This window comes from Nitrosomonas ureae, assembly GCF_900206265.1.
GTDB lineage: Bacteria > Pseudomonadota > Gammaproteobacteria > Burkholderiales > Nitrosomonadaceae > Nitrosomonas > Nitrosomonas ureae_C.
In genome coordinates this window covers 2,003,608-2,025,046 of the sequence record NZ_LT907782.1, presented here as the reverse complement: position 1 = coordinate 2,025,046, position 21,439 = coordinate 2,003,608, and the positions used below count along the sequence as shown (strand labels likewise).

Genomic DNA, 21,439 nt, shown 5'->3' with positions numbered 1-21,439 from the left:
TAATGACGGTAAAAAAGAAAGGATCGAAAGGATTTGATTTTCATCGACTTGAAGAGTTGGGCGTGGAGATTAAGAATCTGGTGGCGGATAGTCGTCAGATAAAACCGGGAGATACCTTTCTGGCTTACCCAGGGGATACGACGGACGGGAATAAATTTATTCCCCAAGCCATTGCAGCGGGCGCCAATGCGGTGCTCTATGATCCGCGAAATTTCGTATGGAAATCTGAATGGCGTATCCCTGCATTAGCGGTAGATGATCTCAAGATGAAAGCGGGCCTGATTGCCAGTTATGTTTATGATCATCCGTCACAAAAGTTATGGGTGGTGGGAATTACCGGGACTAATGGCAAGACATCATGCAGCCATTGGTATGCACAAGCCATGGTGAATTTGGGGTATAAGACGGCTGTGCTGGGAACGCTGGGAAGCGGATATATAGAGAATTTACAAGACACAGAAAATACAACGCCAGATGCCACTGTCTTGCAACGTTCGTTTAAGAAATTCGTCGATGAAGGCGCTAAAAACGTTGTAATGGAAGTGTCTTCGCATGGCTTGGCGCAAGGCCGAACCATGGGTACGGCATTTTCCGTTGCTGTACTTACCAACTTATCCCGGGATCATTTGGATTATCACCAGGATATGGATGCGTATGCGGCGGCCAAATCAAGCTTGTTTTTTTGGCCGGGATTAAAGTACGCCGTGGTCAATATGGATGACGTGTTAGGCGTTGAATTGTCCCGACAACTTGTCAATAAACCCACTAAAATGATGGGTTACGGATTCCGCTACCCCGAGAACCGTGATTCCAAGCAATTTAAAATGGTACATGGCTCAAATCTGAAATTTGATATTCATGGCATGGAATTTGATATTGAATTTGAGGATAGCCATGAACATTTAAGAATAGGTTTGCTGGGTAAATTCAATGCGTCTAATTTGCTGGCTGTGGTCGCGGCTTTGTTGGCAAGCGGCATTCGATTGCCGGATGCGGTTGGTTCACTTCAAAGCGTGCAATCCATTCCGGGAAGAATGGAAAAATATTACGGGATTAATCAATCGACTATTATCGTTGACTACGCGCACACTCCGGATGCACTGGAAAAAGTCTTGTGCACGTTACGTGAGCTTTTGCGTATCGAGGGTCGAAATGCGCGCTTGTCCTGCGTTGTAGGGTGCGGCGGCGACCGGGACAGGGGAAAGCGCGCCATGGTGGGGGAAGTTGCGACACGTTTGGCGGATGAAGTTATTTTTACCAGTGATAATCCACGTTCGGAAGATCCTTTGCGCATTATTGAAGATATTGCTACCGGAGCAGTCGAAGGGAATTATCAGGTAGAAGTGGATCGCGCGCTGGCAATTTATCAGGCCATCGCCAATGCGCGTAGCAATGATATTGTGTTGATCGCGGGTAAGGGGCATGAAAAATTTCAAGAAATAAAGGGACAAAAAATTTCTTTTAGCGATGCCGAAGTGGTACAACAGGTGCTGAAGGAATTGTCTGTGAAAGTGAGAGTGCAGCAATGATGATGGTGGATGAAGCTGCACAAGTACTACATGCCGATTGGAGTGGGTCGAATGTGCGTTTTACCGGGGTTAGCACTGATAGCCGAACGCTAAAGCAGGGTGAGCTATTCGTGGCTTTAATCGGTGAAAGATTTGATGGCGGTAAATTTGTTTCCAATGCCAAGGAAAAAGGCGCGGTAGCAGCCATGCTCCAGAAAGATGCTGAGCCTGCTGGTTTGTCGGGGGATTTTCCCGTGATTCGAGTCCAGGATTCGCGCCTGGGTTTGGGAGAGCTGGCGGCGTACTGGCGCAATCGTTTTTCGCTACCTGTGATTGGTGTGACGGGTAGTAATGGTAAAACAACAACAAAAGAAATGATTGCGGCAATATTACGCGTAGCGGTAAGTGATAATGCAATCATCAATGATCCGGTAGAGCGCGTGCTGGCTACCGCGGGCAATCTGAATAATGATATCGGTGTGCCGCAAATGTTATTACGCTTACGCCGGCAGCATCAGTATGCAGTGATTGAAATGGGCATGAATCATCTCGGCGAAATTGCCTATCTGACGCGATTGGCCCGGCCGAATATTGCAGTCATTACGAATGCAGGCGCTGCGCATATTGAAGGATTAGGTTCTGTCGAAGCCGTCGCGCGTGCCAAAGCAGAAATTTGGGTCGGTTTGGATCAGTCCGGAACGGCGATTTTTAATGCGGATGATCGGTATGCCTCGTTATGGCGCGAATGTGCCGGCGCAAGAGAGATTATTGATTTTGGTTTAACGGAGAATGCACGGGTAAGTGCTGTGTACCGGCTGGGTCGATTAGTCAATACGTTGCAGCTGAGATTGCCTGACGCAACCGTTGAGGTGAAGTTACAGGCACCAGGAGTGCACAATATCTATAATGCTCTGGCGGCGGCGGCTGTCGCATGGACTCTAGGTATCAAAAAAGAATGGATTGTTGCGGGCCTTGAGCGCTTCCAAAGTGTGCACGGACGATTGCAAAAAAAATGTGGTCTACATCATGCGTTGCTGATTGATGATACTTACAACGCAAACCCGGAATCGGTACGGGCTGCTTTGGCTGTGTTGGCTGCGGCTGAGGGCAAAAAAATACTGGTGTTGGGGGATATGGGTGAATTAGGTCAATTAGCCATTGATTTACATCGCGCGATCGGTAGGGATGCGCGGAAAGCGGGATTGGATCAATTGTTGACTTTGGGTAAATTAAGCGCCTACGCTGCGGCAGAATTTGGCAAAGGCGCGCGCCATTTTAATTCCATCGACGAACTACTGAAAGTTGCGAAGAGTCTGCTTGCCGATGATGTTACTTTGCTGGTGAAAGGGTCGCGCTTTATGCAAATGGAGCGTGTAGTGAGACAGTTGGAACAGACCGAGGAACTGTCATGTTGTTAGCGCTCTCCCAATGGCTGGCACAGGATATACGGGCTTTCAATGTATTCAGCTACATCACTTTGCGCACTGTGCTGGCTACGCTGACGGCATTAGTGATTTCTTTTATTATTGGCCCCCTGATGATACGAAAGTTGACTGCCTATAAGATAGGGCAATCCATTCGTGATGATGGTCCGCAAACTCATCTGGTGAAAATGGGTACGCCGACAATGGGCGGCGCCTTAATTCTGATGTCAATCCTGCTGACTACTTTACTGTGGTCTGATCTGGGTAACCGTTATATCTGGGTGGTGCTGTTGACAACGCTGGGGTTCGGGGTAATTGGCTGGATTGATGATTATCGCAAAGTAGTTCATCGCAATCCTAAAGGGCTTTCAGCAAAAGCTAAATTTTTTTGGCAATCGGTCACTGCAATTGTTGTCGCACTCTATTTGGCATCAACTGCGGAAATTTCAGCACAAACGGACATGATTGTGCCATTTTTTAAGGAAGTGGCGATCCCGTTGGGATTCGCAGGGTTTGTTGTTTTAACCTATTTTGTTATTGTCGGCACCAGTAATGCAGTGAACCTAACCGACGGTCTGGATGGTTTGGCCATCATGCCTACTGTGATGATCAGTAGCGCGCTCGCAATTTTTGCTTACGCTGCCGGGCATATTGTTTTTGCAAAATATCTTGGAATTCCCTATATCCCTCATGCAGGAGAATTGGCTGTTTTTTGTGGCGCCATGTCGGGTGCGGGCTTGGCTTTTCTGTGGTTTAACGCATATCCTGCTGAAGTATTCATGGGCGATGTAGGCGCGCTGGCATTGGGCGCTGCTTTAGGGGTTGTTACTGTGATTGTGCGTCAGGAAATTGTGCTGATCATTATGGGCGGGGTTTTTGTGATGGAGGCTTTGTCCGTCATGTTGCAAGTAGCCTCCTTCAAATTGCTGGGTAAACGAGTTTTTCGTATGGCACCTTTGCATCATCACTATGAGTTAAAGGGCTGGAAAGAAAATCAAGTAGTGGTCAGATTCTGGATTATTACCTTTATCCTGGTTTTAATCGGATTATCAACATTAAAGTTAAGATGAATTTGCAAGGTAAAGCAGTGCTGGTGTTGGGAATGGGTGAGACAGGCTTGTCAATGGTGAAATGGCTGCTCCGGCAAGGTGCAAAAGTTCGTGCTGCTGATAGTCGGCAGGAGCCGCCCGCTTGGAAAGAGATCGTGGAAAAATTTTCTGAAGTACAAGTTTGCAGGGGTAAGTTTGAAACCAAAATTCTGGATGGCATAGAGATGATTGCGATAAGTCCGGGCGTTGCAGTTGCGGATCCTTGTGTGCAGCAGGCTATCCAACGGGGTATACCTGTTATTGGAGATCTGGTGCTTTTTTCCTGGGCGCTGGAGCAAAATAAGCTGCAAAAGCCCAAGGTTCTGGCAATTACGGGATCTAACGGGAAGACAACCGTGACATCAATGGTCGGGGCTATGTTGCGAAAATCCGGTTGGGATGTGGCGGTGGCGGGAAATATCGGTCCAGCGATTCTGAATGTATTGATGGAGCAAGTGGACGCTGGAAACTGGCCGCAGGCATGGGTTTTGGAAACTTCCAGCTTTCAGCTGGAAACGACCCATAATTTGAATGCCGATGTAGCAACAGTGCTTAATGTAAGTGAAGATCATCTGGATCGCTATACCTGCATGCAAGATTATATCGCTGCGAAATTAAAAATCTTTTTGCGGGAGAACGGCAGTGTATGTACCCAAATTTTGAATCGAAACGATTCCAGAATCAGCGAAATGGCTTTGGCTGATGGAAAGCAAATTACATTTGGGGGGGACATACCGCCAACTGATGCCGATTTTGGCATCCTGCGGGATGGTGATGATCTGTGGTTAATGGAAGGACATCATCGCTTAATGAAAACGTCTGAACTTGTGGTGAATGGATTGCACAATGCTGTCAATGCGCTTGCAGCGCTAGCTATGTGCCGTGCATTGGATATCCCCATGAATCCCCTTGTATCGGCTTTACGGGAATTTCGCGGTTTGCCGCATCGGATGGAAAAGGTCGCGGCATTTAACGGTGTCACCTTTTTTGATGATTCCAAAAGTACCAATGTGGGCGCGACTATCGCAGCATTAAATGGTATGAAACAGAATGTCATTTTGATTGCAGGAGGCGATGGTAAGGGGCAGGATTTCTCGCATTTACGGCAGGCGGTGGCCGAAAATACCCGTGCGGTGGTGTTGATCGGGCGCGATGCAGGAATTATTGCAGATGAATTGAAAGACTGTGGTATTCCCGTACATTTTGCAACCACCATGGAAGAAGCCATGCAGAAAAGTTTTTTGTTAGCGCAAGCGGGTGACGTGGTATTGCTTTCACCGGCCTGCGCCAGTTTTGACATGTTTAGAAATTATATCCATCGTGCCGAGGTGTTCGTGGCTGCGGTTAAAGATATTGAAAACAAGTTTTTTAATTTTGGGCAGAAAAAACATTAAATAATGATGATTTATCAAGCAATCAATCAAAAACCGAGGGTCATGGCTGATTTCGATCAGGCTTTAGTGTGGTCTGCGCTGCTGTTGCTGAGTATTGGCTTGGTCATGGTTTATTCTGCTTCGATTGCCATTGCAGAGGCTCAGTTCGGGCCTGATCGTGCCGGCTACTATTTGTGGCGGCACAGTGCTTATCTGGCGCTGGGATTGATCATGGGATTGATTGCTTTTCAAGTGCCGATGCAGGTATGGCAGAAGTACATCGCATATCTCTTCATGATCGGCGTTTTATTGCTGATACTGGTTCTGATGCCGGGTATTGGGCATGAAGTCAATGGTAGTCAGCGTTGGATATCGCTGTATGTGGTAAATATTCAGCCATCCGAATATATGAAGCTATTCATGGTGTTATATGCCGCTGATTATGTAAATCGCAAAGCGGCTGATCTGAATTCCTTGCACAAAGGATTTCTTCCGATAACCGTCATATTATGCATAGTCGGGTCTTTATTGTTGTTGGAGCCGGATTTTGGGGCCTTTTTTGTAGTGTCTGCTTTAGCCATGTCAATTCTTTTCCTAGGCGGGGCTAGTTTGAAAATTTTTATCGGGCTAATCGGTATTCTGGCGCTTGGTCTATATGAATTAATTATAAGGTCAGACTATCGATTAAGCCGGGTAATTGCATTTATGGATCCTTGGGCTGATCCGTATGGTAAAGGTTACCAGTTAAGCCACGCTTTGATTGCGTTTGGCCGCGGTGAGTGGCTCGGTGTAGGTTTAGGCGGTAGTGTGGAAAAGCTGTTTTATCTGCCTGAGGCGCATACCGATTTCTTGCTTTCCGTGCTGGCAGAGGAACTTGGGTTTGTTGGCGTTGCCGTGGTAATCATTTTATTCATGTGGCTTATCGCGCGCGCATTTGTCATTGGTCGGTTGGCAGCAAAACTGGAGAATACATTCTCAGCATTGGTGGCACAGGGAATCGGTATCTGGATTGGTGTGCAAGTACTGATCAATATGGGCGTCAATATGGGTGTTTTGCCTACAAAAGGGCTAACGCTGCCTTTGCTAAGCTATGGCGGTAGTAGTATTACCGCGAGTTGCCTTGCTTTGGCAGTCTTGTTACGAATTGATTGGGAAAACCGCCGGCGTTTACGAGGACTTCCCACATGATTAAACATACTATTTTGATCATGGCGGGCGGCACGGGAGGTCATGTTTTTCCGGGATTGGCGGTGGCAGATTATCTGCGACAAATAGGCTGGCGCGTGGTATGGCTTGGAACCGAAGGAGGCATGGAATTAAAGCTGGTGCCGCAGCGTGGCTATGACACTGAGGTGATCAGCTTTTCTGGGCTGCGCGGCAAGCGCCTGGCTACTTGGTTGATGCTTCCGCTGCGTTTAATCAGGGCCTTTCTGCAAAGTTTCAGAATCATTAGGAACGTTAAGCCTGATGTGGTTCTGGGAATGGGAGGGTACCCCGCTTTTCCGGGTGGTATGATGGCGTCGCTATTGAATAAACCGTTAATCATACATGAGCAGAATTCGGTACCCGGTTTAACCAATAAAATTCTGGCAAAGCTGGCGGATAGGGTTTTTCTGGGCTTTCCGGATGCAATCTTGGATAACAAAAAGAAATCCATTTATTCAGGCAACCCCGTGCGTACTGAGATTATGTTGATAGAAGCACCTGAGAAACGATTTCCGGGCAGGCAGGGAAAATTGAATTTGTTGATTGTAGGCGGTAGCCTGGGTGCTCAAATATTAAACACCATTGTGCCTGAAGCACTGACATTAATACCTGAAAATCTCCGTCCGCGAGTTGTGCATCAGGCTGGCATAACGCAATTTGATTTGGTTAAGCAAGCATATGCCGATCTGCAGATGGATGCTGAAGTCGTTGCGTTTATTGATGACATGGCCAACTGTTATGCGGCGTGTGATTTAGTATTGTGCCGTGCAGGCGCATTGACGGTCGCAGAATTAAGTATAGCCGGGGTGGCCAGTATTTTAGTGCCATATCCACACGCGGTCGATGATCATCAAACCCGGAATGCGCGATTCCTTTCCGACCACGGAGCTGCTGTATTAATTCATCAGAGCGATTTGACCGCGAAGAAATTGGCGGACTTGTTAGCGGATTTGTCGCGGGAGAAATTACTCGAGATGGCGATAACAGCTCGTAGCCGATCAAAACCGGAAGCAACCCGGGTTGTGGCTGAAGCATGCATTGAATTAAGCGGAGCGCTGAATGAGGCATAAAGTCAAACACATTCATTTTGTCGGTATTGGCGGTGCAGGCATGAGCGGGATTGCCGAAGTATTCGTTAATATGAAATATCAAGTCAGTGGCTCCGATTTGATGGATAACCCGGTGACCCAGCGTTTGGCCAATCTCGGCATAAAGATTTATGTGGGTCATGCGAGTGAGCAAGTTAAAGGCGCAAACGTTGTAGTTACCTCAACTGCAGTCAAATCCGATAATCCTGAAGTGATTGAGGCCAAAAACAGAAATATCCCCGTGGTTCCACGGGCCTTGATGCTGGCAGAATTGCTGAGATTGCGCACAGGTATAGCGATAGCCGGTGCGCACGGGAAAACCACCACGACCAGTTTAATTGCAAGTATTCTGGCAGCGGCTGATATGGATCCCACATTTGTTATCGGGGGAAAACTCGAGGCAGCAGGTTGTCATGCCAAATTGGGTAGCGGTGAGTTTATTGTTGTGGAAGCGGATGAATCCGATGCTTCGTTTTTGTATCTACAGCCGGTACTTGCAGTCGTGACCAATATCGATGCAGATCATATGGAAACATATGGTTATGATTTTAATAAATTGAAGCAAACGTTTGTGGAGTTTCTGCAGCACTTACCTTTTTATGGGATGGCAGTGATTTGTATCGATGATGCCAATATACGCGAGGTAATGCCTGCAATTACAAAGTCAATTACGACCTACGGCCTGTCTGAAGATGCGCAAGTTCGCGCTACCAATATCCAGCATAGCAATCATCAAATGAAATTTACTGCAGTAATCGGGGTAAATGGCTCAGCCCGCAGACTGGATATCACGCTGAATTTGCCCGGATTGCATAATATACAGAACGCTTTAGCAGCGATTGCGGTCGCCAATGAAATTTGTGTACCTGATGCTGCCATAATCAGGGCATTAGCGGAATTCAAGGGTGTGGAAAGACGCTTTCAACAGTTTGGGGAAATCAGAGTATCAATGCAGAAGAGTTTTACATTGATTGATGATTACGGCCATCACCCGGCGGAAATGGAAGCAACCATGAAAGCAGCGCGAGGTGCCTTTCCGGGGAGGCGTTTAGTCGTTGCGTTTCAACCGCATCGCTACACCAGGACGCGGGATGTGTTTGAGGATTTTACTAGAGTTTTATCACAAGCTGATGTGCTGCTGTTAACAGAAGTGTATCCCGCAGGCGAAGATCCCATTGTTGCAGCTGATAGTAAATCCTTGGCCCGTTCAATCCGGGTGCTGGGAAAAGTGGAACCCATTTATATTGAGGATATTGATGATTTGTCAATCGCCATACTCGATGTTGTGCAGGATAACGATATCGTTCTGGTGATGGGAGCAGGCTCAGTAGCCAAGGTGGCTCCACATATTGCGCAAATGGAAAGCAAGTTAATAGTAGTCAATGGTAATGATTATTGAGGACCAATGAGTAATGATCGGCTTGTCAGAAAACGCAAGAATAAATATACCAGCAACAGATCGGGCGTATGTTGAAATGAGTAGACCATTGATATACCGCGGGGAAATGCGTGTTGATGAGCCTATGAGCCGGCATATTTCATGGCGCACCGGCGGTAATGCTCAACGTTACTATCTGCCTGCAGATTTGGGTGATTTTGCGGATTGCGTGCGGGAATTTTCGCAGGAACCTATTTATGTGATTGGATTGGGCAGCAACTTGCTGGTTAGAGATGGTGGAATTCAAGGTACTGTTATAGTACTGCATGCCCAATTAAATGATTTGCAATTGATTGAGCACAATCAATCCGATGGGCTCATCTACGCAGGTGCCGGTGTGGCGTGTGCAAAGGTGGCGCGATTCGCTGCCAGGCATGATTTAGCCGGTGCCGAGTTTCTGGCGGGCATACCCGGTACAATCGGCGGGGCGTTGGCTATGAATGCGGGCTGTTATGGCTCAGAGACTTGGGAATTCATCGAGCGGGTACAAGTTGTCAATCAGGAAGGGCGAATTTTTATGCGCACCCCGGCTGAGTATGCAATTGGTTATCGCAGTGTAAAGCTGCATCAGTCGCCAAATGATAATAACTTGGAATGGTTTGCGGGTGGGTATATCAGATTAGCGCAAGGACAACAGGCAGAATCACGCCAGCGTATCCAACAATTGCTGGCGCAACGCATTGCAAGTCAGCCGCTCAACCAGCCAAACGCCGGATCGGTGTTTCGCAATCCGCCGGGAGATCATGCAGCGCGTCTGATCGAAGCCAGTGGTTTGAAAGGGTGTTGTATGGGTGGTGCAATGGTATCACCGCAACATGCTAATTTCATTGTTAACTTGGGCCATGCAACGGCGGCGGATATCGAAGCCTTGATCTTGATGGTGCGCAATAGAGTTAGAAAAGCAACGGGCATCGAGTTGATCCAGGAAGTTCGAATTATTGGTGATGCCAGGAGATTGACATAGTGATAAGTCATAATTTTGGCAAAGTGGCAGTTTTGCTTGGCGGTCGATCCGCAGAGCGTGAAGTTTCTTTGCAAAGTGGCCAAGCTGTCTTGGATGCGCTAATTCGAAGCGAGGTGGATGCTTATTCATTTGATCCGGCAGAGCAGGCACTTGAAGATCTGCTGCGACAAGGTTTTGATCGTGCGTTTATCGCACTGCACGGACGTTTTGGCGAAGACGGTACCATTCAAGGTGTGCTGGAATGGATGAGGCTGCCTTATACTGGCAGCGGGGTGATGAGTAGCGCCCTGGCTATGGACAAATGGCGTACTAAATTATTATGGCAAGCAGTCGGCATTCCATCTCCACGGTATGTACTATTACACGCCGACAGTAATTTTGAAGAAGTTTCCGAATTGCTGGGATTGCCATTGATTGTTAAGCCGGCGCGAGAAGGTTCCACAATTGGCTTAAGTAAGGTGACTCATAAAAATGATTTGTTGCCTGCTTATGAATTGGCGGCCCAGTATGATGCTTTGGTACTGGCCGAAGAATTTATCGTGGGCAAGGAGCTAACGGTCGCCATTCTGGGAGAAACACCTCTGCCCATAGTGAGAATAGAAATTACGGGTGAACTTTATGATTATCAGGCCAAATACGTATCGAATGATACCAGATACTTTTGCCCCAGCGGTTTATCGGATGAGCTGGAATTAGAGATTCAAGCCCAAGCCTTGCAAGCTTATAAAGTACTGGGTTGCCACGGCTGGGGGAGGGTTGATTTGATCCTGACGCAAACCGGGCAGTTTTATTTTCTTGAGGTGAATACATCTCCAGGCATGACCGGCCATAGCCTGGTTCCTATGGCAGCCAAGACTGCGGGAATTTCATTTGAAGATCTGGTGATGAGAATATTGGATTTATCCCATGTGGAATAATCATCATGCGCTGAATTTGTTAGCCAAATCGTTATTTGTTTTGGTGGTAATGGCGGTGCTGTACGGGATCGGTATGCAGTTAATCAGGCCGCCGCTGTTTCCCATAAAAGAAATTAATCTGCAGGTTGTTCAGGGTGTGGGGAAGAATAATTCACAATTACAGAATGTTCACTATACTCAAATAGAAAATTTGGTGCGCAAAGAGATTGAAGGAAATTTTATTTCAGTTAATTTAACCGCAGTGCGCGAAGCTTTTGTAAAATTACCATGGGTACGGGATGCCCGTGTGAATCGGGAGTGGCCTCACGGATTAAATGTTACGTTAGAAGAGCATCAAGCATTGGCATATTGGGGAAGCCAGGCCTTGGTGAATACTCATGGTGAGGTATTTCGAGTTACCGCTGATATGGATTTGCCAGTTTTTATTGGCCCAAATGAAGCCAGCGCTCTTGAGGTAACGCAGCAATATAGACGTTTTAATCAAATATTAGCGCCTCTACAGCAGCAAATTGAACAAGTCATGTTGACGCAGCGTTATGCATGGCGCATTCATTTGAATACGGGGACGGTATTGGAACTGGGACGAAATGAGATTGAGGAGAGATTGATTCGCTATGTTTCAGTATATGACCACAGCATCGCCCGGTTAAATCAGCAAGAGTCATTGGTATATGTTGATTTGCGTTACCCCAATGGTTTTGCTATCCGCATGCCCGAAACGATGCAACGAGAGCCTCATAAATCCGCTGTTAAGAGAGAAACGTGAGATAGAATTTAGATGAATAAAACTAGAGACAATAGAAATCTGATCGTTGGACTTGATATTGGTACATCAAAGATTGTAGCCATTGTTGCGGAAGTCCTTCCGGAAGGGGGAATCGAGATTATTGGATTGGGCAGCCATCCTTCCCGCGGATTAAAAAAAGGCGTTGTGGCCAATATTGAAACTACCGTCAATGCGATTCAGCGTGCACTGGAAGAAGCGGAATTAATGGCGGACTGTAAAATTCATGAAGTATATACCGGGATAGCCGGCAGCCACATCAAAGGTTTTAATTCAAATGGCATGGTTCCTATCAAGGACAAGGAAGTCACTGAGAAAGACGTGGAACGTGTTATGGAAGCGGCAAAGGCTGTCAATATACCCGCCGACCAGCAAATTCTACATGTCCTGAATCAGGAATTCATTATTGATGGCCAGGAGGATGTGCGTGAACCGGTAGGTATGAGCGGCATACGCTTGGAGGTGAAAGTACATATTGTGACAGGCGCAGTTTCGGCTGCACAGAATATTGTGAAATGCGTGCATCGATGCGGTTTGGAAGTGCGTGATTTGATATTGCAGCCATTGGCATCAGCAATGGCCGTATTATCTGAAGATGAAAAAGATCTGGGGGTGTGCCTGGTCGATATTGGTGGTGGAACGACAGATATTGCGGTATTTACACATGGGGCGATTAGACATACTGCGGTGATACCCATTGCTGGTGATCAAATAACCAATGATATTGCGATGGCATTGCGCACGCCGACCAAAAGCGCGGAGGATATCAAATGCCGCTATGGTTGCGCATTGAGGAGCCTTGCAGATACTAAAGAAATGGTTGAAGTTCCGGATGTGGGTAATCGTGGTTCGCGCCAGCTTTCCAAACAAACCTTGGCGGAAGTGATAGAACCCCGTGCAGAAGAGCTTTATTGTCTGGTTCAGGCTGAGCTACGTCGGAGTGGATTTGAAGAGCTGCTCTCATCGGGTATCGTAATAACCGGAGGGTCTGCTTCGCTACGCGGGATGGTGGAATTGGGTGAAGAAATATTCCATATGCCTGTGCGGCAGGGCTTGCCCAATTATCATGGCAATTTAAGGGAAGTCATCCATACGCCTCGATACTCGACAGGGATTGGTTTAATTCTGGCGGGTATGCAGCAGATGCAGCATCAACATGGTTCAAGATTACAAGGGGGTTCTGCCAAGCAGATTTTCTCCAGGATGAAGGGATGGTTCCAAAGAAACTTTTAATTAGAAATCTCAAGGGTTGTATTAACAGTCAGGCAGCTTTAATTTCAATGTACTAAAGGAGAAACAATATGTTCGAAATCATGAATAACGATACTCAAGAGGCGGTCATCAAAGTTGTTGGTGTTGGTGGCTGCGGAAGCAATGCTGTGGATCATATGATCCAGAATGGAATGCAAGGCGTTGAGTTTATCAGTATGAATACTGATGCGCAGGCATTGAAAACTAATAAAGCTCCAACGATCCTGCAATTGGGCACAGGAATTACCAAAGGATTGGGTGCAGGCGCTAACCCCGAAATCGGACGTGAGGCTGCACTTGAGGATCGTGATCGTATCGCTGAATTGATACAGGGTGCAGATATGCTGTTTATTACCGCCGGCATGGGGGGGGGTACAGGTACAGGCGCAGCACCGGTTGTGGCGCAAGTTGCGAAAGAAATGGGTATTTTGACCGTAGCGGTTGTCAGTAAGCCTTTTTCATTTGAAGGGAAACGTCTGGTTGCAGCTAAGGCGGGGATGGAGGAGCTATCGCAACACGTTGATTCATTGATTGTAATTCCTAACGATAAGCTAATGATGGTGTTGGGTAATGACATCTCTATGCTGGATGCGTTCAAGGCAGCTAACGATGTGCTTCACGGTGCAGTAGCCGGAATCGCGGAGGTTATTAATTGTCCAGGCCTGGTAAACGTTGATTTTGCCGACGTCAGAACGGTCATGTCTGAAATGGGTATGGCAATGATGGGCTCGGCGATAGCTATGGGTGTTGATCGCGCACGAGTGGCTGCCGAGCGCGCCGTTTCGAGTCCATTACTGGAAGATATTTCCTTGTCAGGCGCGCGTGGTATTTTGGTGAACATTACAGCCAGTCAAACACTGAAAATGCGTGAAGTGCATGAAGTAATGAATACAATCAAAGACTTGACTGCTGAAGATGCCACAATTATTGTAGGTACAGTTATCGATGAAAATATGACTGATAATTTGCGTGTGACGATGGTAGCTACCGGGCTAGGTAGTCTTGTTGGCCAGAGTCAGAATCAAAATTCTCCTTTAACCGTTGTGCATACTCGCACTGGAACGGATGACAGGGACTCCATTTTTTCAGCCGAGGAGCCAGCTGTTATGCGCACAGGCAGAAGAAGCAATGCTACAGTGGCAGCTATGCGCCAATCGGGTGTAGATCCTATGGATATTCCAGCTTTTTTAAGAAGACAAGCGGATTAACAAATCTTATTTTTCTGATCTTGAGAACGCATTACTGATTCGAAAGTGGTACATTGAAAAGAATAATTGATACCCCGCTTCCTGTAGCGGGGATCTTTTTTATGAGCTTTTTGAAAACACGCTATGGCAAAGAATGATCGAATCATTCATGTATGAATGTTTTCCTGACAGTGTTTTGGACGGAATAGGGATATAGTATTGCGCTGCGCATTTTTATTTTTTAGCACCTTAAGGTTTATTCCAGCTTTCCCTGTCACTGTTAACAACCTTTTTTTCTTGATAATTTTTTACTACTGAAATAACCCTATTTTTCCGTGAGGTTGATTTACTAGTAGTAATTTGTCGAATTGTGGCGGTATTGCTCATAGCTTGACCGACTTTGAAAATTGAAATTGCTCCGGTCAAATCCTTGGCTTGATTTTCCAGAGATTCCGCGGATGCTGCAGCTTCTTCCACCAACGCAGCATTCTGCTGTGTAACTTCATCCATTTGCGCAACTGCTTGATTGACCTGCTCGATGCCTGAGCTCTGTTCTTGAGAGGCGGCTGTAATTTCCGACATAATTTCAGCAACATGTTTAATCGAAGTAACGATTTCCTCCATAGTTTTGCCTGCTTCATTTACCAGCCTGGTGCCATTTTCAACTTTTTCCACCGAGTTATCGATAAGATTCTTTATTTCCTTAGCAGCCGCTGCGCTTCGTTGAGCCAGATTTCGAACTTCTGTAGCAACAACAGCAAACCCCCGGCCTTGTTCGCCAGCACGAGCAGCCTCTACAGCGGCATTCAAAGCAAGAATATTGGTCTGAAAAGCAATTCCGTCAATTACATTTATAATGCTTGCAATCTTATTGGAGCTCTCACTAATCAAAGACATTGTATTAACCACGTCATTCATTAACTGACCTCCCCGAAGCGCAATATCACTTGCATCGGTCGAGAGATGATCAGCCTGTCTGGCATTATCAGCATTTTGTTTTACTGTTGAAGTAAGTTCTTCCATACTGGATGCAGTTTCTTCAAGTGATGAAGCTTGCTCTTCTGTACGCTGAGATAAATCCAGATTACCACTGGCTATTTCACTGGATGCTTGGCGCACTGATTCAGCGCTGTTGCGAACATCTGAAACGGTTGCTCTGAGATTAATACCCATTTGTGTAAGGGATTTAATCAAAACACCAAACTCATCCGAAAACTTATTGGTGATTTTGGATTGCAGATCACCAGCAGCGAGGGTATTCGCTATTTCTATAGCTTTATTCAACGGTTCTAGCGTATTTTGCCTTATCAAGAATCCAGCTAAACACATTAATAAAGTACCGCTGGTGGCGGTAGTTAAAATAAAATCATTTAACCATGAAGTTGTTGCTGCTTGCGTTAACCCCCACCAACCAGCACTTACCGCGCTTAATAACAAGAGTGTTGGTATAGACATATACAGTGCGATACGCTTACCCAAAGTCATTTTAAGAAATGAGTTAACCTTGCCAACAAAATCGGTACGAACAATGCCGCCATTTTCAATTTTCAGATTTCTAGCCGTTCCATTAATAAATTGACGATATATTGGCGCGATTGTTTCGATTACTTGACGAGAGGGCTTTGTGCGCACAGACAAATAGCCAACAATAGATCCATTTTCTATCAGGGGTGTGGCGTTACCAAGAACCCAATAAAAATCTCCATTTTTACGGCGATTCTTAACCAGTCCAGTCCATGGTTTGCCAGCTTGGAGTGTTCTCCATAAATCTTCAAATGCCTGTGGTGGCATATCAGGGTGCCGCACAATGTTATGCGCTTTACCTATCAGTTCTTCTGTCGAGAATCCGCTAACCTCAATAAAAGTCTGATTTACATAGGTAATGCGTCCTTTTGTGTCAGTGGTGGATAAAATTAGGGTATCATCGTCAATAGGATATTCTGTATTAGAAACTGGCAGATTTACTCTCATCGCTGTCATCCTTCCTGTATTTATGAAATTTTGTAAGCAATGCAGCGACCTATATTTTAAAAAATGAATTACTAATAGCGAGAGTATTGATCTAGATCAAATATGGTGCAAATAAAGTTTTGTAACAATATTGGATCCTAATGATTGATGTCTCTGTTTTGTTTACTCTGATCTGAGATCAGTTTAAATAAATGTGCTAATCCCTCAAAGAATCAAAGCCGGTACTGCCCAAGAGAATCTGACTCTCAGTTTGAGTTGATCAGATCATTTTTCCACGATTTTGATTTATGGGTAGTGATATCGAATTGTGACAGTATTATTTTTGACCGACGGGTCATTAAAAATAAAAACTACTCCAGTCAAGTGTCAACAGAAATGAATTGTGGTATCAAAATGCAGTAATAGCCTGCTTCGAATAATCCGTCTGATGAAATGGCAATTACTTAATTATACTGATGAAATTTTTATTTTTTTGAAGTGTGAGGCGCAGTCCTAGTTGTACCAATCTATCCCAAGCGTCCCCTTGGGCCGCCCCTTTAATCATCCGATCTATCATTGCAGCATCGGATAAGCCCTGCATTAGTACTTGCAGGTTGATGCGTTTGGCGGCAGCTTGTACTGATTTTTGCCGATCACCCCAGATTCTGGCGGTTTGCAGTAACTGAACGGGTGACTGACCCGTGTCGAGGCCCTTGCGGATTATAATGAGTTGTCGTATTTGTTCAGTTAAGGTGGCGAGAATTAGTAACGGAGCAACACCTTCAGCTTGCAAACCGGTCAGGATACGGATAAAGCGTGCGGAATCCCCATGGATCATGGCATCTGATAATTGAAATGCATCATAGCGCGCTACATTCAGCACCGCATCCTTGATTTGCTCGAAAGTTAAATTGCCGCTGGGGTAGAGCAATGCAAGTTTCTGAATTTCCTGATGAGCGGCGAGTAAATTGCCTTCAACCTGGTCCGCAAGAAATTGCAGCGTGGCAGAATCAGTTTTTTGTTGCTGTTTGTCAAGACGTTGTCCGATCCAGATGGGCAGCTGATTACGTTCTATTGGGTACGCTTGAATTAGAACGCCGGAGGTTTCGAGTGCTTTGAACCACCGTGTTGCTTGTCCTTGTTTATCGATCCGAGGTAACGTGAGGAGTGTCAGCGTGTCTTGAGGAAGGGTATCGCAATAGGCCTCGATGGCTTTACCGCCTTCCTTGCCGGGTTTGCCGGAAGGGATGCGAATATCCATAATTTTACGCTCACCAAACAAGGACAGATTATTGCCGGCATGCAGCAGATCAGACCAATCGAAGTGCTGATCGACAGTGAAAACTTTGCGTTCGGTATACCCATGTTGGTGCGCGTGAGCGCGGATCAGGTCCGCAGCTTCCAGAATCAGCAGCGGTTCATTGCCCAATAAAGTGTATAGAGATGCAGTTTGCTTTTGCAGCGATTGCGCTAATTGCTCAAGCTTTATGCGCATGGTAAAAATACACTATGCGAAACGATCACAGGATTACTGCGTGCTTTCCGCGGGAAACTTAATCGTCGATAAACGCCACAGGATTTGTTGAATTGCGTCGGATTGCATATCTTTTAACAATAACCTCTCTTCCGCTTCCTTAGCCAGGATTTGCGCATCCAGAAACGGTAGAACCCGGGTTAAGGATACTTCAGTATTGGGCATGATTTCGATACCTCTGTTATCCAATACGCGATAATTCACCCGATAAATCAAATTAAAATCCCGTACGCGACCACCACCGGACAAAGACAAAATGGCTCTTTCATTTATCGCACTGATAATGTCCAGGGTTGCTTCCGCTTCTGCAGCGCTTTGAGATAAACGGGTTGTCGGTGTGGCTTTGATCATGCGCTCCATCTCTATGCCGATCGTGTGTCCCTCCGGCGCCGTAACATACATTGTCTTGAACGGTAGTGCGGCAGCTTGCCCACGCAGCTTAAAACCACAAGCTGTCAATAATAAAATCACAACGATCAGGAGAAGAAACTGCTGTTTAAGTATTTTTACCATGGACCAAGAGTGGGAATTATTTATACAACGATATTAACCAGTTTCTTAGGTACGATAATGATTTTTTTAATAGCTTGCCCATCAGTAAATTTTTGTACCTGTTCATTAGCCAGAGCGGCTTTCTCCACAGCTTCCTTCCCTGCATCCTGGGCAACACAAATTTGCCCGCGCAGTTTGCCATTGACTTGCACGATCAATTTAATTTCGTCTTGCACCATTGCGGTATTGTCTGGTTGGGGCCAAGGTTGCGCAAAAAGCTCAGTTCCCGGTCTTAGCTCATGCCAAAGTTCATGACAGATATGCGGCACAATCGGAGACAGCAGCAATACAATGTTTTCCAAAGCTTCCTGCATCAGATTGCGGCTGACGGGATTGTTATCCTGACATTTTACCAAGCCATTCATGAGCTCCATTACAGCAGCAATGGCGGTATTGAACGTGTGGCGACGCTCCAGATCATCCGTTACTTTGGCAATAGTTAGGTGCAATTGGCAACGCAGATCCTTGAGTTCTGGGGATAATGCCTGATGCAAAGCGGGATCGATCCTGACTACGCCAGACTGATGATGGATATATGCTTGTCGCCATAAGCGCTTGAGAAAACGGTAAGCGCCATCGACACCCGCATCGGCCCATTCCAATGTTTGTGTCGGTGGACTGGCGAACATCATGAACAGGCGAGCTGTGTCGGCGCCATACTCTTGCACTAGGTTTTGCGGATCAACGCCATTATTCTTGGACTTTGACATGGTACCGATCCCGCCCGATTCGATCGGCTGATTATCCGCCAATAAAATTGCGCCGCAACGTTTACCTTGCTCATCATGCTGAATCTGAACCTCGGAGGGATTGTAATAGACAATTCTTCCGCTGCCCGTTTTACGATAGAAAATTTCATTCAGCACCATACCTTGTGTCAATAGATTGGCAAACGGCTCATCCAGAGCCAATAAGCCCAGATCGCGCATGACTTTGCTCCAGAAACGCGAATACAGCAAATGCAAAATGGCGTGCTCGATACCCCCGATGTACTGATCGGCCGGAAGCCAGTAATTAACGCGCTCGTCGGTCATTGTCTGGTGCTGATCCGGGCAAGCATAGCGTGCGTAATACCAGGACGAATCAACAAAGGTATCCATCGTGTCGGTTTCCCGACGCGCGGATTTACCGCATTTGGGGCAAGCGCATTCGTAAAAAGACGGTGTTTTTGCCAACGGATTGCCCGAACCATCGGGTACCAGATCCTGTGGTAATACGACTGGCAGCTGATCGTCCGGTACTGGCACTACACCGCAATCGACACAATGAATCAGCGGAATCGGACAACCCCAGTAACGTTGGCGCGAAATGCCCCAATCGCGCAATCGATATTGCACGCGTTTGTTGCCGAGACCTTTAGCTTCAAGGTCTGCAGCAATAGCATCTACTGCAGCGCTATGATCGAGATTATTGTATTTGCCTGAATTGATACAAACGCCGATTTCTTTGCTTGCATACCATTCTTGCCAGTGAGTGGTAGAAAAAGATGTGTCAGTTTCGTTGTTATCATCACTAAAACCCCCTTCCCGGCCCTTTGTAATCACTTGTGAGATAGCAAGGCCATATTTTTTTGCAAATTCAAAATCGCGTTCATCATGCGCTGGAACCGCCATCACTGCACCTTCGCCGTATCCCATCAAGACATAATTGGCAATCCACACGGGTAACTTCTGTTCATTGAGAGGGTGGATCACGAATAAGCCGGTATCCATGCCTTTCTTTTCTTGAGTGGCCAGATCCGCTTCCTTGGCGGAACCGAGTTTGCATTCCTGGATAAAAGCGTGCAGGGATGGATTGTTCTGAGCGGCATGCAGCGCAATCGGGTGTTCGGCGGCGACGGCCACATAGGTTGCACCCATCAGCGTATCCGCGCGGGTGGTGAACACCTTCAAGTCTTGCGGCGTACCGGATGTGGTATCGGCGGGGAAAGTAATGTCGACGCCGTAGCTTTTACCGATCCAATTAGCTTGCATGGTTTTGACTCGCTCCGGCCAGCCGGTCAGCGTATCCAGAGCATTAAGCAGTTCGTCCGCATACTGCGTAATTTTTAGATAATACATCGGGATTTCACGTTTTTCCACTGGCGCTCCGGTACGCCAGCCGCAGCCATCAATCACTTGCTCATTGGCCAGTACGGTTTGATCAATCGGGTCCCAATTGACCGTACCGGTGGTCTGATACGCCAGTCCCTGTTCCAGCATGCGCAAGAATAGCCACTGATTCCAGTGATAATAACTTGGGTCACAAGTAGTAATCTCACGTTCCCAGTCGATGCTTAATCCCAGGCTTTTTAGTTGCTTGCGCATGTAGGCAATGTTGTCGTAGGTCCATTTGGCGGGAGAAACAGTATTCTGCATCGCGGCATTTTCTGCAGGAAGGCCGAATGCGTCCCAGCCCATCGGTTGCAGTACGTTGAAGCCCTGCATACGGTGGTATCGTGACAATACATCACCGATGGTGTAATTTCGCACATGTCCCATGTGCAATTTGCCTGAAGGATAGGGAAACATCGATAAACAGTAATACTTTGGTTTTCCGGGAATTTCCATTGCTTTGAATGCGGATATGCGTTCCCAATATTGCTGCGCGTTTTTTTCGATTTCCTGGGGATGGTATTTTTCTTGCATGAACGTGAAGTCTAGATTTTACTTGAGATAGCTAATTATACCGTGATGTATCCACATGAATTGTGTCTATTATTAGCTCTTGTTGACAGAAGCAATATTTGTTTGCTCTTATCAGAGATTTACTTAGCGGAATAAATCTCATCAGAGTTTCGATTTAAATGCACTATCAATATCCTAAGATTACTTGTAATATTTTTTCTAGAGCCGACAGGATAATCCTGCTAATACATTAATCCAGTCGAAAGCCGATTTTAAGTTTTACTTGATAGTGTGCGACCTTGCCATCAACGATATGGCCGCGTGTTTCCACAACTTCAAACCAATCCAGGTTACGCAGGCTTGTGCTGGCTTTTGTAACTGCTTGTTGGATGGCATGATCACTGCTTTGGGTTGACGAGCCAACAATTTCTATGACTTTATAAACATGATCGCTCATTTTGGATACCCTTTCTATTGTCGAGAGTTGAGTTATACCATATTCTTGCTATCAGCTGCATGAGTCGTTTTGTTCATTATCAATCCAATGAATTTACATATCTTTACGATCG

General features: G+C 46.3%; 17 protein-coding genes. 12 read left to right on the top strand and 5 right to left on the bottom strand.

Going from position 1 to position 21,439, the window contains the following annotated elements; all coding sequences use genetic code 11:
- The first annotated feature begins 2 nt into the window (after positions 1-2).
- The 12 genes from CPG39_RS09415 (at position 3) to ftsZ (ending at position 14,249) form a co-directional block, all read left to right on the top strand.
- A complete protein-coding gene (locus CPG39_RS09415) occupies positions 3-1,529 on the top strand; it encodes a UDP-N-acetylmuramoyl-L-alanyl-D-glutamate--2,6-diaminopimelate ligase (RefSeq protein ID WP_096293054.1) in 1,527 nt (508 codons plus the stop codon).
- On the top strand, positions 1,526-2,926 hold the full coding sequence (locus CPG39_RS09410; protein ID WP_096293053.1) for a UDP-N-acetylmuramoyl-tripeptide--D-alanyl-D-alanine ligase: 1,401 nt from the start codon (positions 1,526-1,528) through the stop codon (positions 2,924-2,926). Before CPG39_RS09415 ends, CPG39_RS09410 begins: the two co-directional genes overlap by 4 nt.
- The gene (gene mraY / locus CPG39_RS09405) at positions 2,917-4,002 is read left to right on the top strand and encodes a phospho-N-acetylmuramoyl-pentapeptide-transferase (RefSeq protein ID WP_096293051.1); all 1,086 of its coding nucleotides are present in this window, start codon (positions 2,917-2,919) and stop codon (positions 4,000-4,002) included. The genes CPG39_RS09410 and mraY overlap by 10 nt, the downstream gene beginning before the upstream one ends.
- Positions 3,999-5,414 (top strand): UDP-N-acetylmuramoyl-L-alanine--D-glutamate ligase, encoded by a 1,416-nt coding sequence (gene murD, locus CPG39_RS09400; RefSeq protein WP_096293049.1) that lies wholly within the window; start codon positions 3,999-4,001, stop codon positions 5,412-5,414. The genes mraY and murD overlap by 4 nt, the downstream gene beginning before the upstream one ends.
- 6 nt (positions 5,415-5,420) lie before the next feature.
- A complete protein-coding gene (gene ftsW, locus CPG39_RS09395; RefSeq protein WP_096294299.1) occupies positions 5,421-6,581 on the top strand; it encodes a putative lipid II flippase FtsW in 1,161 nt (386 codons plus the stop codon).
- Positions 6,578-7,669 carry an undecaprenyldiphospho-muramoylpentapeptide beta-N-acetylglucosaminyltransferase gene (murG, locus tag CPG39_RS09390; protein ID WP_096293047.1) on the top strand — a complete coding sequence of 364 codons (1,092 nt, stop codon included), beginning with the start codon at positions 6,578-6,580 and terminating at the stop codon, positions 7,667-7,669. Before ftsW ends, murG begins: the two co-directional genes overlap by 4 nt.
- Positions 7,659-9,086: a UDP-N-acetylmuramate--L-alanine ligase gene (gene murC / locus CPG39_RS09385; RefSeq protein WP_096293046.1), complete on the top strand. Its 1,428-nt coding sequence runs from the start codon at positions 7,659-7,661 to the stop codon at positions 9,084-9,086. Before murG ends, murC begins: the two co-directional genes overlap by 11 nt.
- A 13-nt stretch (positions 9,087-9,099) precedes the next feature.
- On the top strand, positions 9,100-10,089 hold the full coding sequence (murB, locus tag CPG39_RS09380; protein WP_172424104.1) for a UDP-N-acetylmuramate dehydrogenase: 990 nt from the start codon (positions 9,100-9,102) through the stop codon (positions 10,087-10,089).
- Positions 10,089-11,006: a D-alanine--D-alanine ligase gene (locus tag CPG39_RS09375; RefSeq protein WP_096293045.1), complete on the top strand. Its 918-nt coding sequence runs from the start codon at positions 10,089-10,091 to the stop codon at positions 11,004-11,006. Before murB ends, CPG39_RS09375 begins: the two co-directional genes overlap by 1 nt.
- A complete protein-coding gene (locus CPG39_RS09370; RefSeq protein ID WP_096293044.1) occupies positions 10,996-11,772 on the top strand; it encodes a cell division protein FtsQ/DivIB in 777 nt (258 codons plus the stop codon). Before CPG39_RS09375 ends, CPG39_RS09370 begins: the two co-directional genes overlap by 11 nt.
- 12 nt (positions 11,773-11,784) lie before the next feature.
- Complete coding sequence (ftsA, locus tag CPG39_RS09365; RefSeq protein WP_096293043.1) at positions 11,785-13,023, top strand: cell division protein FtsA; 1,239 nt, start codon at positions 11,785-11,787, stop codon at positions 13,021-13,023.
- A gap of 68 nt (positions 13,024-13,091) precedes the next feature.
- Entirely contained in the window at positions 13,092-14,249 is a 1,158-nt protein-coding gene (ftsZ, locus tag CPG39_RS09360) for a cell division protein FtsZ (protein ID WP_013646276.1), read from the top strand.
- A gap of 228 nt (positions 14,250-14,477) precedes the next feature.
- On the opposite strand, the gene CPG39_RS09355 is transcribed toward ftsZ, so the two are convergent.
- The 5 genes from CPG39_RS09355 to CPG39_RS09335 all read right to left on the bottom strand — a co-directional run bounded on the left by CPG39_RS09355 (position 14,478) and on the right by CPG39_RS09335 (position 21,327).
- Complete coding sequence (locus CPG39_RS09355) at positions 14,478-16,199, bottom strand: PAS domain-containing methyl-accepting chemotaxis protein (protein WP_096293042.1); 1,722 nt, start codon at positions 16,197-16,199, stop codon at positions 14,478-14,480.
- A gap of 439 nt (positions 16,200-16,638) precedes the next feature.
- Entirely contained in the window at positions 16,639-17,673 is a 1,035-nt protein-coding gene (holA, locus tag CPG39_RS09350; protein ID WP_096293041.1) for a DNA polymerase III subunit delta, read from the bottom strand.
- A gap of 33 nt (positions 17,674-17,706) precedes the next feature.
- Positions 17,707-18,225, bottom strand: a complete 519-nt coding sequence (gene lptE / locus CPG39_RS09345; RefSeq protein WP_096293040.1) for an LPS assembly lipoprotein LptE — start codon at positions 18,223-18,225, stop codon at positions 17,707-17,709.
- A 20-nt stretch (positions 18,226-18,245) separates the two neighbouring features.
- On the bottom strand, positions 18,246-20,891 hold the full coding sequence (gene leuS, locus CPG39_RS09340) for a leucine--tRNA ligase (RefSeq protein WP_096293039.1): 2,646 nt from the start codon (positions 20,889-20,891) through the stop codon (positions 18,246-18,248).
- Positions 20,892-21,120: 229 nt separating this feature from the next.
- The gene (locus CPG39_RS09335; protein WP_096293038.1) at positions 21,121-21,327 is read right to left on the bottom strand and encodes a dodecin; all 207 of its coding nucleotides are present in this window, start codon (positions 21,325-21,327) and stop codon (positions 21,121-21,123) included.
- Positions 21,328-21,439 lie beyond the last annotated feature (112 nt).

Coding starts and splice junctions, on each gene's coding strand:
- murD (WP_096293049.1), top strand. CDS start 3,999: ATGAATTTGCAAGGTAAAGCAGTGCTGGTGTTGGGAATGGGTGAGACA.
- CPG39_RS09355 (WP_096293042.1), bottom strand. CDS start 16,199: ATGAGAGTAAATCTGCCAGTTTCTAATACAGAATATCCTATTGACGAT.
- ftsA (WP_096293043.1), top strand. CDS start 11,785: ATGAATAAAACTAGAGACAATAGAAATCTGATCGTTGGACTTGATATT.
- holA (WP_096293041.1), bottom strand. CDS start 17,673: ATGCGCATAAAGCTTGAGCAATTAGCGCAATCGCTGCAAAAGCAAACT.
- CPG39_RS09415 (WP_096293054.1), top strand. CDS start 3: ATGACGGTAAAAAAGAAAGGATCGAAAGGATTTGATTTTCATCGACTT.
- lptE (WP_096293040.1), bottom strand. CDS start 18,225: ATGGTAAAAATACTTAAACAGCAGTTTCTTCTCCTGATCGTTGTGATT.
- ftsZ (WP_013646276.1), top strand. CDS start 13,092: ATGTTCGAAATCATGAATAACGATACTCAAGAGGCGGTCATCAAAGTT.
- leuS (WP_096293039.1), bottom strand. CDS start 20,891: ATGCAAGAAAAATACCATCCCCAGGAAATCGAAAAAAACGCGCAGCAA.
- ftsW (WP_096294299.1), top strand. CDS start 5,421: ATGATTTATCAAGCAATCAATCAAAAACCGAGGGTCATGGCTGATTTC.
- CPG39_RS09335 (WP_096293038.1), bottom strand. CDS start 21,327: ATGAGCGATCATGTTTATAAAGTCATAGAAATTGTTGGCTCGTCAACC.
- murG (WP_096293047.1), top strand. CDS start 6,578: ATGATTAAACATACTATTTTGATCATGGCGGGCGGCACGGGAGGTCAT.
- murB (WP_172424104.1), top strand. CDS start 9,100: ATGATCGGCTTGTCAGAAAACGCAAGAATAAATATACCAGCAACAGAT.
- CPG39_RS09370 (WP_096293044.1), top strand. CDS start 10,996: ATGTGGAATAATCATCATGCGCTGAATTTGTTAGCCAAATCGTTATTT.
- CPG39_RS09410 (WP_096293053.1), top strand. CDS start 1,526: ATGATGATGGTGGATGAAGCTGCACAAGTACTACATGCCGATTGGAGT.
- mraY (WP_096293051.1), top strand. CDS start 2,917: ATGTTGTTAGCGCTCTCCCAATGGCTGGCACAGGATATACGGGCTTTC.
- murC (WP_096293046.1), top strand. CDS start 7,659: ATGAGGCATAAAGTCAAACACATTCATTTTGTCGGTATTGGCGGTGCA.